Here is a 14,434-nt window from a genome sequence, read left to right on the forward strand (position 1 = left end):
TCCTACTCTTCCGCTACGCTGACTTTCAGATCTGCCGTCACTTTGGGATGCAGTTTGATCCCTACCGTATGCTCTCCGATGGTTTTAATCGCGTCTTTCAGCAGCACCTTCTTTTTGTCGATCTCCAGATTCATCTGGCTTTTCACCTCTGCCGCGATCTCTTTGGATGAGATGGACCCGAAAGCCTTTCCGCCCTCTCCCGTCTTGATGGCCAGCTGTATCTTTCCGGCCTCGATTTCCTGCTTCAGCGCCAGCGCCGCCTCGTATTTTTCCTGCGCCACCTTATCTTCGTTGGCCTTTTTCAGCTTCAGGTCATTCAGGTTCCTGCTGTTCGCCTCCAGACCTTTTTTCTGCTTCAGAATAAAATTGCGGGCGTATCCGTCATTGATCTCCACAATGTCTCCTGCTTTTCCCAGTGCTTTTACGTCTTCTGTCAATATAACTTTCATCTATTCGTCTCCTTCCTCCTGCAGATATTCATCAATCTTCTCTTTCAGTTCTTCCATTGCCCTCTCCATGTCCGTATGGTCAAACTGGGCTCCCGCTGCGTTCAGATGTCCGCCGCCCCCCAGCTTCTCCATCAGATACTGTACATTGACTTCATCAATGGATCTTGCGCTGACATAGATCTTGCCATTATGCTCCGTCAGTACAAAAGACGCCTTGATCCCGTTGATATCCAGCAGCTCATTTGCCGCCTGGGCGCCTGCAATGGTGGGGCTTTCAATGGAAAGATCCTCTCCCATCGCCAGTGCGAACATTCCTTTGTACACGGAAGCTCCGCTGATGATCGCCGCCTTGGCGCGGTAAGCCTCCATATCGTCCCGCAGCAGCTTCCGCACCAGCGTGATATCCGCTCCGCTTCTTCGCAAAAAAGCCGCCGCCTCAAAGGTCCTGACCCCTGTCTTATTCAAAAAGTTATTCGTGTCAATGGTAATACCGGCATACATACTGCTTGCCTCTATGCTGGGAATGTTGACATCATCCACAATGTACTGCAGCACTTCCGCCACCATCTCACAGGTGGAGGAGGCATAGGGCTCGATGTAGGACAGCAGGGCATTTTCAATATGGTCGCTGCTCTGCCGGTGATGATCCAGTACCACGATAGTCTCTGTCTTCTTTAAAAGCTCCGGACATTCCGTCATATAAGGACGGTTAATGTCTACCACGATCACCAGGGAATTTTCATCTGCCAGATCCACCGCTTCTTCCGGTTTCAGAAAGAAGTCTCTGGGATAAGAGATATCTTTCAGAAAACTGTCATACAGCGGCCTTACCGTCGTTGATATCTCGTCGATGACAATATGAGCCGTCTTTTCCAGCGCCGCCACCGCCCGGTAGATTCCGATAGCCGCCCCAAAGGAATCCATGTCCGCCATCTTATGCCCCATGACGAAGATCTTGTCTTTCACGGTAATAAATTCCCGCAGCGCCTCTGCCTTTACCCGCGCCTTCACCCGGGTGTTCTTGGCTGTCTGTTCCCTTTTTCCGCCGTAATAGGTGGTGCCCGTCCTGTCTTTGATCACCGCCTGGTCGCCGCCTCTTCCCAGCGCCAGATCAATGGCGACTCTTGCATAATCATTACTCTGGGCATAAGCCGTCTCGCTGAAGCCCAGCCCGATACTGAGCGTAGCCGGGATCCGGTTGCCGATGTTGACCGACTTTACATCCTCCAGCAGGGAAAACCGGTCGTCCTCCAGACCTTCCAGATATTTTTTCTGGAAAATCACAAAGTACTTGTCATTTTCCATCTTTTTCACGATTCCGTCGATCCTGGCAATATACTGATTGATCCGTCGGTCCACCAGCGCCACCAGAAGGGACTGGCGCACTTCCTCCACACTGACCACAACCTCGTCGTAGTTGTCAATATAGATCAGCCCGGCTACCAGCCGTTGTTCCTCATTCTGCCGGATATACCGGTTCATATCCGTCACATCCCGCAGGGATACTGCTATAAAATACTCTTTTTCCGACGGCATCTGCAGCAGCTTTTCCGTATCGCTGAACCCTTCTGCCCAGACCCGCCTCAGCTCGGCGATATACTCGCGTCCCTCATAGGAAACTTCGATCTGCGTCCGTTCGTCCACGTCCTTCGGGAATACCCCCCTGTTCAGCTGTGGGATATATTTGCTCAGATACAGCTTTTGCTGCTGGAACACCCCAAACGACTCCTGAAAACAGTCGTTCATCCAGACAACCTTTCCGTCCTCCAGCAAAATCGCATAGGCGATGGAAAGCTCCTTTAAAAGCGTATTCTGCACGATCCCGTACTGGGCGGCAAACTCGATCAGATCCTTCATGACTGCCGACTTGCTGTACACATAAAGCGCCACAACGATCCCTGCGTACACCGCCAGCAGGATAAACATCAGCGTCCCCGCCTTCCGGTCAATCTGGTAGATCCAGATGTTCATCAGCACCAAAAGCACTGTCATGACCATGGGCATCTGCAGGTAATATTTTAATTGCCCCTTCAGCTTTACCTGTTGCTTCTCTTTTTCTGCCATCTTCTCATCCTCTAAAAATGAATCCAGTTCTCACTAATAACATATAGTATACCATCTTTCGACCAAAAATAAAAGATGATACTTCCCTGACGACTCCCATGCACACTTTCCAGTCGCACCTTTGCCGTCAGGGAATGTATCATCTGTGTTTCTTTATCGAAATCCTTCCGGATTCATGGACTGCCACCGCCAGGTATCCTCGCACATTTCTTCCAGACCTTTTTCTGCTTTCCAGCCCAGAACCTTTTCTGCCTTTGCCGGATCTGCGTAGCAGGTGGCGATATCTCCGCTTCTTCGCGGACGGATCTCATAAGGGATCTCCTTCCCGCAGGCCTTGGAAAAGGCTCTGACCATATCCAGTACAGAATACCCTGTTCCGGTTCCCAGATTGATGATCTCCAGGCCGGGATCTGTAAACAGGTAGGCAATGGCTTTTACATGGCCTTTTGCCAGATCGACCACATGGATATAGTCCCTTACTCCCGTTCCGTCCGGCGTATCATAATCGTTCCCAAATACCCCCAGCCTTTCCAGTTTCCCTACGGCCACCTGGGAAATGTAAGGCATCAGGTTATTGGGGATCCCTCTGGGATCCTCTCCGATCTCTCCGCTTTTATGAGCGCCTACCGGATTGAAATATCGCAGCAGGATCACATTCCATCTGGGGTCCGCCTTCTGGATATCCATCATGATCTGTTCCATCATGGACTTGGTCCAGCCGTAAGGATTGGTACACTCTCCCTTGGGGCAGGCTTCCGTAATGGGAATCTCCACAGGATTTCCGTACACGGTAGCAGAAGAACTGAATACCAGATTCCACACTCCCGTTTCCTTCATCACTTTGATCAGGGTCAGGGTTCCCGTAATGTTGTTGTGGTAGTACTCCAGCGGTTTTTCCACCGACTCGCCCACAGCCTTTAAAGCCGCACAATGCAGCACCGCGTCAATCCTCTCCTGAAGGATCACGCTCTTTAAAAGCTCTTCCTCCAGCACATCTCCCTTGTAAAAGGTCACGGCTTTCCCCGTGATCCTCTGAACCCGCCTTACAGATTCCTCCGAGGAATTGGACAGATTATCATAGATCACCACTTCATAGCCGCTCTCTAAAAGCTCCACCGCCGTGTGGCTTCCAATATAGCCTGCGCCGCCTGTGATCAGTATTTTTTTTGCCATGTGACTACCTCCCTGCATTTCCGTACTTTCTTACGATTTCCTTCATGGTATCCCACTTGCGCTCCATGTCCTCCACCAGACAAAACTGCGTCCGGCATCTGTCCAGATTCTGTCCCTCTCTGTGGATCTTAAAGTAGGTATCTCCCTCCAGATAATCTGTCAAAAACCGCATTCCGCACTCAAAGGTCATGACTTTCGCCCCCATAGGCAACAGCTCGATCTCTTTTTCTGTCAGTTTTCCCTGACAGCCCTCAATAAATCCTTTCACATAGATTTCAAACAGATGCATATCACAGGAGACCTTTGACAGATCCCTCTCATCCTCCGTGGCCGTGCTGGCTCCAAATCGGATGGAATCGCCAAAATCAAACACAGCCAGTCCCGGCATCACCGTATCCAGATCGATGACGCAGATCCCCCTTCCCGACTTGTTGTCGATCATAATATTGTTCAGCTTGGTGTCGTTGTGGGTCACTCTGATCGGGATCTTTCCTGCCTCCAACAGCCGCGAAAAATATTCTGCCGTTTCCTTTCTCCGACGGACAAAGGCGATCTCTTTTTCCACCTCTTTCGCTCTTCCCTTTCGATCTGCCAGAACCGCCTGTTCAAAGGCTTCATAGCGGGCGCATGTATTGTGAAAATCCTTAATGGTCTCATGAAGGGTTTCCGCCGGATAATCCGACAGCAGACATTGAAACGTCCCGAAAGCCACGGCGCTTTGATAAAAATGCTCTTCCTTTTCTACCTGATCGTAGCTGGTGGCGTCTGTGATAAATTTGTAGGATCTCCAGTAATCTCCCTTGGAATCCACATAAAACGGATCTCCGTCCACCGTGTGGATCACATTTAAGGTCTCCCTGTCGGGATCTCCTCCCTGGCAGATAATCTTTTTTCTCAAGTGGGATGTGACGCCCACAATATTTTCCATCAGACTCCTGGGATCTGTAAACACATCCTTGTTCATCCGCTGCAGGATCACCTTTAGCGTTCCCATTTCTGCAATTTCAAATACCAGCAGATACGTATCATTGATGTGTCCGCTTCCATACGGCTCTTCCCTTGTCAGGATCCCTTCATACTGGAAGCTTCCGATCGCTTCATCCAGCTGCTGTCTTGTTACCTGTGCCATGTTATGATTCCCCCCAAAGCTTTTTCGGATACCGTCCCTCTTCCGTCATTTTTCTGACGGCCTCCATCACTACCGGTTTATCCTCTTTGTATGTAACTCCATACCACTTGTCTTTTGATTTTAAAACATCCACCGTTGCCTTTTCTTCTTCCAGCAGCCTGCTGACTACTTCCGGCAGAAAATACTCGCACTTCATGGGATTTTCCTGCAGTCCCCTGTCCAAAAACGCCGGGAACCTTTTCTTTAATTCCTGCAGAATACTGGCAGAAAATCCCCACATGTTCATAGACACCGTGGTTTCCTTTGGCACGAAATTCCAGGTCTCTCCCTCGTCTTCCGTGAAGGCGATCCCTCCGTCTCTTTTTTCTACCCGGGTTCTCTCACAGATCCCCACAAGCCGTCCGGCCTCGTCCATCTCACAGATCCCTCTGGCAACATGTCCGTTATCCGTTACCGTGTTGCCCAACTGGTATCCCACCATGGTATAACGGTATTTTTCATCATCCTCATGACTTTCCAGATAGTGATAGATCAGGCGGAAGGCTTCTTCCCCGTAATAATCGTCTGCATTGATCACTGCAAAGGGACCGTCTATTTCCTCCAGACAGCTTAACACTGCATGACCGGTTCCCCATGGCTTGACGCGCCCTTCCGGCACCTGATATCCCTCCGGCAGGTTGGCAATATCCTGGAATACATAGGCAACCTCCATATGGTCTGCCATTCTTTTCCCGATCACCTGACGGAAATCCTCTTCGTTTTCCCGCTTGATGATAAATGCCACTTTTTCAAATCCTGCTCTTTTTGCATCAAACAGGGAGAAATCCATAATGATCTGCCCCTCTTCGTCAATGGGATCGATCTGCTTTAGCCCTCCGTATCTGCTTCCCATTCCCGCTGCCATAATGACCAATACCGGTTTTTTCATTTTCCTTACCTCCAAACTCTTTCTATCTGTCATTCTTTCCGTCTGTACTTCCTCTATCCTTTGATTCCGCCTGTAACGCCGCCGATGATTTTTTCCGACAGGAACAAGTATAAAACAAATGTGGGAAGAAATACAATGATAACCGCTGCAAACATTCCCGCCCAGTTACCGGTGTACTGCATGGACTGCAGCATTCCGTAAAGCCCCACTGCCACCGGACGCAGCTCGTCACTGTTGGCAAAGATCAGAGACAGGAAATATTCGTTCCAGATATTGATAAAATTAAAGATCGTTACCGTCACGATCCCGGACTGTGCCATCGGAAACATGATCTTCCAAAACGTTCTGGCCGGCGGACATCCGTCGATCGCCGCCGCCTCCTCATACGTCCTTGACAGGTTGGAAAAAAAGGTCAGAAGAAAAATCGTCGTATAAGGGATATTGATCCCCGTATACAGAAAGATCAGCGTCACCTTGCTTGCCAGAAGACTGTTTAAGATGCCCATATTTGCTACTACGCCAAACAGCGGCAGGATGATCATGGTGATCGGCACTCCCATCGCCGCCACAAATCCCGTCTGGATCACCTTGTTTCCCAGAAAGGTAAACCTGGAAAGCACATAGGCTGCCGGCGCGCAGATCAGGATCAGAAGAATACAGGAGATCACAGAATACAGCAGTGAATTCTTAAAAAAGGTAGCCACACCGCCGGATCCCCACGCCTGTACATAATTTTCAAAATGAAGTCCTGTAGGAAATTTCAGCGCATCTCCCTTGAAAATATCTGCCGTGGTAGACAGACTTGCCGCTGCGATCCATCCCAGGAGCAAAAGGGTAAATCCTACCCACAACAACACCACCAGATACCCGGGGGCCAGCTTTAACTCTTTTTTCCAGTTCCATCTTTGTTTCATCAGTTGCTCCCCCTTTCTAAAATTCCAGATCGTCGTCTTTGATCAGCAGGTTGCAGACGGTAAACACCAGAACCACGCAGAGGCAGAGCACGATCCCGATGCTGGCTCCATAGCCTGCATTTCTCTCTGTTACCGCATTCCCCGCCCCGAAAATGTTCATGTACATATACTGCACCGGAACAATGGTGGCCTTGTTGGCCGTCACGGAAGAAAACAGCTGGGACCATACAAAAAATGCCGCCGTGCTGACTGACCACATGGTAATGTTGGTCTTAAACACTCCCTTCAGCAGAGGAAGTGTCATATATCTGAACTGCTGAGGCTTATTGGCCCCGTCAATTGTAGCCGCTTCATAAAAATCCGGACTGATCCTTTCGATCCCGCTCATCCAGATCAGCATATGATAGCCCACCATTCCAAAACAGTAGGCGATCAGCAGCGCCCAAAATACATTATCCGGCGCTGTCCACTGGGTCTTGGCCAGCTTGTCCAGCCCTACAAACTCCAGTACACTTTTTAACAGTCCGAACTTAGGACTGTACACATACTGCAGCCACATAGTTGCCAATGCAACTGCACTCACGATATTCGGAAGATAAATGATGGCACGAAATACTTTTTTCCCTTTGATCCCGCTGGTCAGGATCACGCCCAGAAGGAGTGACAAAAGCATGACGATCAGTCCGCCAAACAGCCAGATCCTTCCAATGTTCCACATGGCTGTACGGAAAATATCCGTCGACAACAGTTTTTCGTAGTTACTGATTCCCACAAACTGCCACATATCCGCGGTATCTGTAACCGACTCGATCTTAAAAAAGCTCATCAGGACCGTTCTGATGATCGGATATAGAAATACAGCCAGGAACATGATAACTGCCGGCATCAGAAACCCAATTATCATTCCCTTATTTTTCTTCACGCAAATCCCTCCTTCTTCTTACAAAATATGGTGGCGAAGGCAGTCTGCCCATGCCACCATATTCCCCTCACTGCTCTCTCAAACTTCAAACAGTTTTTATTTTTCTGCTGCGGTCTTGCAAGCCTTTACGAACTCATCGGCTGTCATCTTGCCGCCCATCAGCTTTAATACGTTTTCGCTTAATGCCGGTGTCAGGTCTCCGTTATTTTCTACACCCACTGCCCAGTCATAGAAAGTAGTGGTTGCATCAAATCCCGGTTTTACTTCCTGCAGCTCTGTCGGCCATGCATCTGCATTTGCCTTGTCGGCCGGGATGCAAAGAGCTTCCTCTGTCATCTTCTTATCGAAATCTCCTGCCGCGATATAGGTGATCAGTTCAAATGCCTGCTCTGCCTTCTTGGAATCCTTGTTGATCGCAAATACCTGGTTTGCAATGTTGTTTGCCGTTGCATCATTGGTTCCGCCGGATACTGCCGGATAATTGAAGTATCCCCATTTCAGATCCTTGGATACCGAATCCTTGATCTCGTTGGGCAGCCAGGATCCGCAGATGATGATTGCTGCATCCCCCGGTGCAAATTCCTGATTCTGTCCTGCCGGATACACATTGGACTCTATGTTCTCGGAGAAGTATCCCTTACTTGCAAAGTCTTCCAGATCTTTCGCTGCCTGTGCCACTCTCGGATCATCCCAGCTCACTGCCTCGATCTCCCCTGCTTCCACCTTTTCCTTCACTGCCGGATCTCCCACCAGTGCCTTTACGCCATCCTGTCCCAGATAACGTCCCAGGTGATAGCCAAGGAAAGAGGTTGCATAGGCTCCGTCGCCTGTGATCGGTGTGATCTTTGCTTCCTTCAGCTTTGCGCACACTGCGTCAAACTCTTCCCAGGTAGTCGGAACCGCCTCGATTCCTGCCTTTTCAAACAAGGTCTTGTTGTAGAAGAAACCGAAAATAGACGGCTGGTAAGGAATAGAATGCAGCGTTGCATCTCCGTCGTGAGTCTGTCCGTATGCGTTTCTTGCAATCTGGAACAGCGTCGTATTTCCGTGCTCTGCCTCAAAATCTTTTGCCAGATCTTCCAGATCCAGCAGATATTTTCCCCAGGATCCGTTGACTCTGTTGACATCCTCATCAAACAGGTCGATCTGCTGCTTTGCGTCCAATGCCGGCTGCAGACCTTCTCTTTGTCCGCTCCGTCCCTTGAACTGCAGATCTACCTCTACGCCTGTGTCCTTTGTGTACTTTTCTACCGCTTCCTTGATCACTTCTGCCTGGGGCTCTTTCTCGCTCCACATAGACCAGTACACAAGCTTGTCGCTGTCTTTGCTATCAGAGGAAGCGCTGTCAGACTTCTTGCCGCAGCCTGCCATTGCAGCGACAACCAGTGCTCCACACAGCAATACGCTAACCAGTTTCTTTTTCATACTACTTTACCTCCTATAAAGTGTTTTCTCTCGCTGTCCTCATTCTATTACAAAACTGCACAAAAATCTTTGTATTATATTTTCATAAATTTGCACTATCGGTATTTTTCTTTTGATTTCCCTTTCTTTTTCCTGTATACTGTTGGTAAGAATCCATAATATTTTAAAAAAGCAACTCTTTTTCAAGACAAATCGCGAGGTATCTTATGGGATATGACGGAATTTCACTGCAAAACGAAGTATCTGTTGGTAAAATTTACAGCATCCACTATTTTGAATATATGAATGATTTTTCCTTTGATGGAGAAGCCCATGATTTCTGGGAATTTATCTGTGTGGACAAAGGGGAAGTTTCCATTACCGCCGGGACCAGGCTGCGGACTCTGAAGCAGGGAGAGATCGCCTTTCACGAACCCAACGAATTCCATGACGTACACGCCAACGGAACCATCGCCCCTAACCTGGTGGTCATCTCCTTCCAGTGTGACGATCCGGCGATGGACTTCTTCCGCAAAAAAACGTTTTTGATCGACGACACGGAGCGCAACCTTCTGGCAGATATCATCATTGAAGCCCGGCGCTGTTTCGACTGCCGGCTGGATGACCCCTATCTACAGAACATGCCCCAGAAGCCTGCCGATATGTTTGGCGCCCAGCAGCTGATCCGGCTGTATCTGGAGCATTTCCTGATCCACCTGATCCGCCGGCATTCCAACCCGGTGGTTCTTCGCAGGCTGCCCGGTCGGGATTCTTTTGGCCCTATGACGAAAAAAAGTGACACGGAGCTGTTTCACCGTGTCACCGACTATCTGGAATCCCACCTCTGTTCCCACATTGCTATCCATCAGATCTGCAAGGACAACCTGATCGGACGCTCTCAGCTGCAAAAGCTGTTCCGGGCCCAGTGCCATATGGGGATCATCGAATATTTTTCCCTGATGAAGATCAACGCCGCCAAGGAAATGATCCGGACCAACCGGCTAAACTTCACCCAGATTTCCGAACAGCTGGGGTATACTTCCATCCATTATTTTTCCCGTCAGTTTAAAAAGCTCACTGGAATGACTCCCTCTGAATATGCGTCTTCCATTAAGGCCATGACAGAGCGAAGGCGCTAGAGCTTCTCTGTCACCTTAGACAGCGCTGCCTCGTCTGCCACCAGGATTACATCCGGGTGCAGCTGCAGGATGGAGGCGGGTACCTGCGGGGTAATGGGCCCCCAGAAGGCTTTCTTTACGATATCCGCTTTATCCTCTCCGCTTACGATCACCAAGATCCGGACGGCTCTTAGAATGGTGCCGATCCCCATGGTATAGGCCTGTCTGGGTACCTCTTCTGCCGATTCAAAAAAACGTTTATTGGCCTGTATCGTACTTTCCTGCAGATCGACACAGTGGGTTTCTTTTGCAAACGCCTCCGCCGGTTCGTTGAATCCGATATGCCCGTTATGCCCCATTCCCAAAAGCTGAATGTCGATCCCTCCCAGGCTTTCCATCAATTCTTCATATCGTCTGCATTCTTTTTCCGCTTCTGCATTGGTTCCGTCCGGCAGGTGGGTCTGTTCCTGCGGGATGTTTACCCGGTCGAACAGATGCCTGTGCATAAAGTAGTAATAGCTCTGTTTATTTTCTTTGTCCAGTCCTTTGTACTCGTCCAGATTGACAGTCCTGACCTCACTAAAATCCAGATCCCCTTTTTCGTACCACTCTACCAGCTGTTCATAGGTTCCGATCGGCGTAGAACCCGTAGCAAGTCCCAGCACACTGTCCGGTTTGGATATGATCTGCGCCGACAGGATATTGGCCGCCTTCCTGCTCATTTCCCGGTAGTCTTTCACTGCATATACTCTCATAAGTGTCCTCCCATATGTGTTCTGCATGATCCCAGGCTCTTCGCCCCGTCGTTCCTTCATGCCCCTTTCTTTCTTTTATAGCAAAGAATATATGCGAAAACAAGACGGTTCCGAAAGTCTGTCCAAAAAGACAAAAAAAGTCGACAATCGTGCTATTGCATTCTTGCCCTTCCTCTCCTATACTCAAATCCAGAGAGTCATTTCAGGGCGGTCTTTGCCGCCCGGTAATATAAGGAGGTTTGCTATGTCTAAAGCGAGAGGAAGAGTCACTTTGCCCAGCCAATCCGGGTTTTTGACTGAAACAAAAGAAATCATGGAAAAATGGGGCGCCGACGCCCTGCGGGACAGTGACGGGACCAAATTGGACCAGGAACTGAAGGAGCTGGACGCCAAAATCTACACCACCTACTTTGTGGCAAGAGGCCACAACGACTTTGCCAGAGAACATATGGATGAATGCCAGCAGATGCTTTTGATGTCCAAAAGGAATCTGGCCACTTCCACGGAACTGACCATTGATTTTCTTGACGGATATTTCAGGGAACAGGTGGTTCCGGATTATCGCCACGATCCTCATACCTGGTGGGAAGTCATCGACCGCACTACGGGGGAGGTCCTGCCCGTCTCCTGCTGGCAGGTGGACACACAAAAGCATCTTGTTCTCCTGGAACAGGCCATCCCTTTTCACGAATACACCGTCTCCTTTTTCGTGTACGCCATCTGGGATCCCACTCAGATGTACAACCATATTACCAACGACTGGGGCGACAAGCCGCACGAAATTCCTTTTGACGTCCGTCTGCCCCATTCCGGCAGATTTGCAACGGATTACCTGACTTCCTGGCTGAAGGAAAATCCGGACACAGATGTGGTTCGCTTTACCACCTTCTTTTATCATTTCACTCTGGTATTTAATGAGGAGGCCCGAGAGAAATTTGTAGACTGGTTCGGATACGGCGCAACTGTCTCTATCCAGGCTTTTGAAGAATTTGAGGCCGAATATGGATACGCTCTGCGACCGGAAGATATCGTGGATAACGGATACTATAACACCGCCTTTCGTGTCCCCACAAAGGCTTATCTGGATTACATGGATTTCATTCAGAGATTTGTCGCAAAGAAGGCAAAGGAGCTGGTGGATATTACCCATGCAGCCGGCAAAGAGGCTATGATGTTCCTGGGGGACAACTGGATCGGAACTGAACCCTACGGTCCTTATTTCCGGGAAATCGGGATGGATGCCGTCGTAGGAAGTGTCGGCGGCGGCGCAACGCTGCGCCTTATTTCCGATATTCCTCATGTGAAATACACAGAAGGCCGCTTTCTGCCCTATTTCTTTCCCGACACCTTTTATGAAGGAAATGATCCCTGTGTGGAAGCGGTAGAAAACTGGTTGAGCGCAAGACGCGCCCTGATGCGAAGCCCTCTGGATCGGATCGGATACGGCGGCTATCTCAGCCTGGCCTATCAATTCCCCAAATTCATAGATTACATCGCGCAGGTTACGGAAGAATTTCGCACCATCTACGACAACGTAAAAGGAAAGCGCCCCTACTGCGGTCTGAAGGTCGCTGTCTTAAACGCCTGGGGCCGGCTTCGTTCCTGGCAGACCCACATGGTGGCTCACGCCCTCTGGTACAAGCAGACCTATTCTTATTTTGGTGTGCTGGAAGCTTTAAGCGGCGCTGCCGTGGACGTTTCCTTCCTCAGTTTCCAGGATATCCGTACCGGAGGCATTCCGGCAGATGTGGATGTGATCCTGAATGTAGGAGATGCCGGCACCGCTTTTTCCGGCGGGGAGGAATGGCTGGATCCAAAGCTTGTGACTGCCATCCGTCAATGGGTCTATGGCGGCGGCGCTTTTCTGGGGATCGGGGAGCCTTCCGCCATCCACCATCAGGGACGCTTCTTCCAGCTGGCAGATGTGCTGGGGGTAGACAAAGAGCTGGGTTATACCTTATCCACCGACAAATATTTTCACACGGCTCTTTCCTCCCATTTCATCACAGCCGACGCAAAGGACGCCTTCTGCTTTGGAGAAAGCCAGCACAATATCTACGCCCTTTCCCGGCAGACGGAGATTCTGGAATACTCTGACAACGAAGTGCATCTGGCTGCTCATCCCTACGGAAAGGGAAGAGGGGTCTATATCAGCGGCCTTCCCTACAGCCACGAAAACACTCGTCTACTCATGCGGGCGATGTATTATGCAGCACACAAAGAAGAGGCTTTCCGTCGCTGGCACACAGACAATCTGTTCTGTGAGGTACACGCCTATCCCGAAACCGGGAAGTATGCTATTGTCAACAATTCTAACGATACTCAGTCCACCGTCTTTTATGACGGAAATGGCGAGGCAACACAGGTGACGTTAAAGCCCTGCCAGATTTTATGGAAATAACGATTCGTTTACGCAAAAAAGCAGTGTAGCTTCTGCTGAAACTACACTGCTTTTTTGTATCTTCTGTTCCGGTCTGCGAAACCTTCGCCTGCTCTCTGAAAGCTCCGATTAGTCCTGAACGTATGGCATCAATGCCAGGTGGCGCGCACGCTTGATGGCTACTGTGAGAGCTCTCTGGTGCTTTGCACAGCTTCCTGTGATTCTTCTGGGAAGGATCTTTCCTCTCTCAGAAATGTACTTTCTCAGCTTTGCCACATCCTTGTAATCAATCGTGTTGTCCTTGCCGCAGAATACGCAGACTTTTTTTCTTCTGCGCATACCGCCTCTTTTCTTAAATCCGCCTTCCGGACGGTTTCCTTTTTCAAAAGCCATGGTCTTGTCCTCCTTACCACACACTAATTAAACGGTAATTCATCGTCGATTCCATCTGGGATATTCATAAAGCCGTCTCCGGCGTCTGTCCCTGCCGCAGGTGAAGGCATCCCCTGGAATCCACCGCCGTGTGCTTCACTGGCAGCTTTGCTCTCCGCAAACTCCTGGTCTTCCACCACAACATCTGTCGTATATACCTTCTGGCCTTCCTTGTTGGTGTAGCTGCCGGTCTGGATCCGTCCCGTTACCAGCACCTTCAGTCCCTTTCTGAAATACTTTTCCGCAAACTCAGCCGATCTCCCAAATGCCACGCAGTTGATAAAATCCGCACTCTGCTCGCCGTCATTATTTCTCCGGAACCTTCTGTCCACCGCCAAGGAGTATCTTGCGATCGCCATAGAGGTGTCGCCTGTAGAATAACGAACCTCCGGATCTCTCGTCAAACGTCCCATTAAAATCACTTTATTCATATTAATCCCTCTGCTTCCTGCTTATGCTTCCTGTCTTACGCATAAATATCTGAGTACATTGTCCATAATACGAATTCTTTGCTCGATCTCGCTTGGAACCTCTGCATCAGATTCAAAGTGGATGAAATAATAAAATCCCTCTTTCATTTTCTGAATCTCGTAAGCCAGTCTTCTCTTACCCCATTCATCAACGTCAGAAATCTTGCCGCCGAAACGCTCTACCAGAGCCTTTACTTTCTCGACAACCTGTTCTCTTTCATCATCTTCGATTTTTGCATTGACAACAACAGCTAACTCATACTTGTTCATGTCGCCTTGCACCTCCTTCTGGTCTT

General features: G+C 49.5%; 14 protein-coding genes. 2 read left to right on the forward strand and 12 right to left on the reverse strand.

Annotated elements, in window-relative coordinates; all coding sequences use genetic code 11:
- Nucleotides 1-2 precede the first annotated feature (2 nt).
- The 8 genes from rplI to FYJ34_RS05235 all read right to left on the reverse strand — a co-directional run bounded on the left by rplI (nt 3) and on the right by FYJ34_RS05235 (nt 9,004).
- Nucleotides 3-449 (reverse strand): 50S ribosomal protein L9, encoded by a 447-nt coding sequence (rplI, locus tag FYJ34_RS05200; RefSeq protein ID WP_154476769.1) that lies wholly within the window; start codon nt 447-449, stop codon nt 3-5.
- Nucleotides 450-2,513: a DHH family phosphoesterase gene (locus FYJ34_RS05205; RefSeq protein WP_154476770.1), complete on the reverse strand. Its 2,064-nt coding sequence runs from the start codon at nt 2,511-2,513 to the stop codon at nt 450-452.
- 153 nt (nt 2,514-2,666) lie between these two features.
- Nucleotides 2,667-3,686, reverse strand: coding sequence for a UDP-glucose 4-epimerase GalE (gene galE, locus FYJ34_RS05210; protein ID WP_154476772.1), 1,020 nt, complete (start codon nt 3,684-3,686; stop codon nt 2,667-2,669).
- Between the two features lie 4 nt (nt 3,687-3,690).
- Complete coding sequence (locus tag FYJ34_RS05215) at nt 3,691-4,815, reverse strand: phosphotransferase enzyme family protein (protein ID WP_154475279.1); 1,125 nt, start codon at nt 4,813-4,815, stop codon at nt 3,691-3,693.
- A 1-nt stretch (nt 4,816) separates the two neighbouring features.
- Entirely contained in the window at nt 4,817-5,743 is a 927-nt protein-coding gene (locus tag FYJ34_RS05220; protein WP_154476774.1) for a nucleotidyltransferase family protein, read from the reverse strand.
- Nucleotides 5,744-5,796: 53 nt separating this feature from the next.
- Nucleotides 5,797-6,657, reverse strand: a complete 861-nt coding sequence (locus tag FYJ34_RS05225; RefSeq protein ID WP_154476776.1) for a carbohydrate ABC transporter permease — start codon at nt 6,655-6,657, stop codon at nt 5,797-5,799.
- Between the two features lie 16 nt (nt 6,658-6,673).
- Complete coding sequence (locus FYJ34_RS05230) at nt 6,674-7,579, reverse strand: carbohydrate ABC transporter permease (protein ID WP_276959296.1); 906 nt, start codon at nt 7,577-7,579, stop codon at nt 6,674-6,676.
- Nucleotides 7,580-7,675: 96 nt separating this feature from the next.
- Nucleotides 7,676-9,004 carry an ABC transporter substrate-binding protein gene (locus tag FYJ34_RS05235; RefSeq protein ID WP_154476778.1) on the reverse strand — a complete coding sequence of 443 codons (1,329 nt, stop codon included), beginning with the start codon at nt 9,002-9,004 and terminating at the stop codon, nt 7,676-7,678.
- A 206-nt stretch (nt 9,005-9,210) separates the two neighbouring features.
- Here FYJ34_RS05235 and FYJ34_RS05240 point away from each other — a divergent pair, with 206 nt between their 5' ends.
- A complete protein-coding gene (locus tag FYJ34_RS05240) occupies nt 9,211-10,122 on the forward strand; it encodes an AraC family transcriptional regulator (RefSeq protein ID WP_154476780.1) in 912 nt (303 codons plus the stop codon).
- Here FYJ34_RS05240 and nagB read toward each other — a convergent pair.
- The gene (nagB, locus tag FYJ34_RS05245) at nt 10,119-10,856 is read right to left on the reverse strand and encodes a glucosamine-6-phosphate deaminase (protein ID WP_154476782.1); all 738 of its coding nucleotides are present in this window, start codon (nt 10,854-10,856) and stop codon (nt 10,119-10,121) included. The genes FYJ34_RS05240 and nagB overlap by 4 nt on opposite strands.
- A 244-nt stretch (nt 10,857-11,100) precedes the next feature.
- Between nagB and gnpA the strand changes: the two genes are divergently transcribed.
- Nucleotides 11,101-13,257: a 1,3-beta-galactosyl-N-acetylhexosamine phosphorylase gene (gene gnpA / locus FYJ34_RS05250; protein WP_154476784.1), complete on the forward strand. Its 2,157-nt coding sequence runs from the start codon at nt 11,101-11,103 to the stop codon at nt 13,255-13,257.
- Between the two features lie 108 nt (nt 13,258-13,365).
- Here gnpA and rpsR read toward each other — a convergent pair whose 3' ends face one another.
- From rpsR to rpsF, 3 genes are read right to left on the reverse strand one after another with little or no spacing between them, the layout of a single operon-like run.
- Complete coding sequence (rpsR, locus tag FYJ34_RS05255; RefSeq protein ID WP_154476786.1) at nt 13,366-13,629, reverse strand: 30S ribosomal protein S18; 264 nt, start codon at nt 13,627-13,629, stop codon at nt 13,366-13,368.
- 23 nt (nt 13,630-13,652) lie between these two features.
- Entirely contained in the window at nt 13,653-14,099 is a 447-nt protein-coding gene (locus FYJ34_RS05260; protein WP_154476788.1) for a single-stranded DNA-binding protein, read from the reverse strand.
- Nucleotides 14,100-14,120: 21 nt separating this feature from the next.
- Nucleotides 14,121-14,408, reverse strand: coding sequence for a 30S ribosomal protein S6 (gene rpsF, locus FYJ34_RS05265; protein WP_154476790.1), 288 nt, complete (start codon nt 14,406-14,408; stop codon nt 14,121-14,123).
- Nucleotides 14,409-14,434 lie beyond the last annotated feature (26 nt).

The organism is Suipraeoptans intestinalis, assembly GCF_009696485.1.
GTDB classification, from domain to species: domain Bacteria; phylum Bacillota; class Clostridia; order Lachnospirales; family Lachnospiraceae; genus Suipraeoptans; species Suipraeoptans intestinalis.

Bases quoted from the DNA above. Each gene is read 5' to 3' on its own strand.
- FYJ34_RS05260 (WP_154476788.1), bottom strand. From the start codon at position 14,099: ATGAATAAAGTGATTTTAATGGGACGTTTGACGAGAGATCCGGAGGTT.
- nagB (WP_154476782.1), bottom strand. From the start codon at position 10,856: ATGAGAGTATATGCAGTGAAAGACTACCGGGAAATGAGCAGGAAGGCG.
- FYJ34_RS05205 (WP_154476770.1), bottom strand. From the start codon at position 2,513: ATGGCAGAAAAAGAGAAGCAACAGGTAAAGCTGAAGGGGCAATTAAAA.
- gnpA (WP_154476784.1), top strand. From the start codon at position 11,101: ATGTCTAAAGCGAGAGGAAGAGTCACTTTGCCCAGCCAATCCGGGTTT.
- rpsF (WP_154476790.1), bottom strand. From the start codon at position 14,408: ATGAACAAGTATGAGTTAGCTGTTGTTGTCAATGCAAAAATCGAAGAT.
- galE (WP_154476772.1), bottom strand. From the start codon at position 3,686: ATGGCAAAAAAAATACTGATCACAGGCGGCGCAGGCTATATTGGAAGC.
- FYJ34_RS05235 (WP_154476778.1), bottom strand. From the start codon at position 9,004: ATGAAAAAGAAACTGGTTAGCGTATTGCTGTGTGGAGCACTGGTTGTC.
- rplI (WP_154476769.1), bottom strand. From the start codon at position 449: ATGAAAGTTATATTGACAGAAGACGTAAAAGCACTGGGAAAAGCAGGA.
- FYJ34_RS05240 (WP_154476780.1), top strand. From the start codon at position 9,211: ATGGGATATGACGGAATTTCACTGCAAAACGAAGTATCTGTTGGTAAA.
- FYJ34_RS05220 (WP_154476774.1), bottom strand. From the start codon at position 5,743: ATGAAAAAACCGGTATTGGTCATTATGGCAGCGGGAATGGGAAGCAGA.
- rpsR (WP_154476786.1), bottom strand. From the start codon at position 13,629: ATGGCTTTTGAAAAAGGAAACCGTCCGGAAGGCGGATTTAAGAAAAGA.
- FYJ34_RS05225 (WP_154476776.1), bottom strand. From the start codon at position 6,657: ATGAAACAAAGATGGAACTGGAAAAAAGAGTTAAAGCTGGCCCCCGGG.
- FYJ34_RS05215 (WP_154475279.1), bottom strand. From the start codon at position 4,815: ATGGCACAGGTAACAAGACAGCAGCTGGATGAAGCGATCGGAAGCTTC.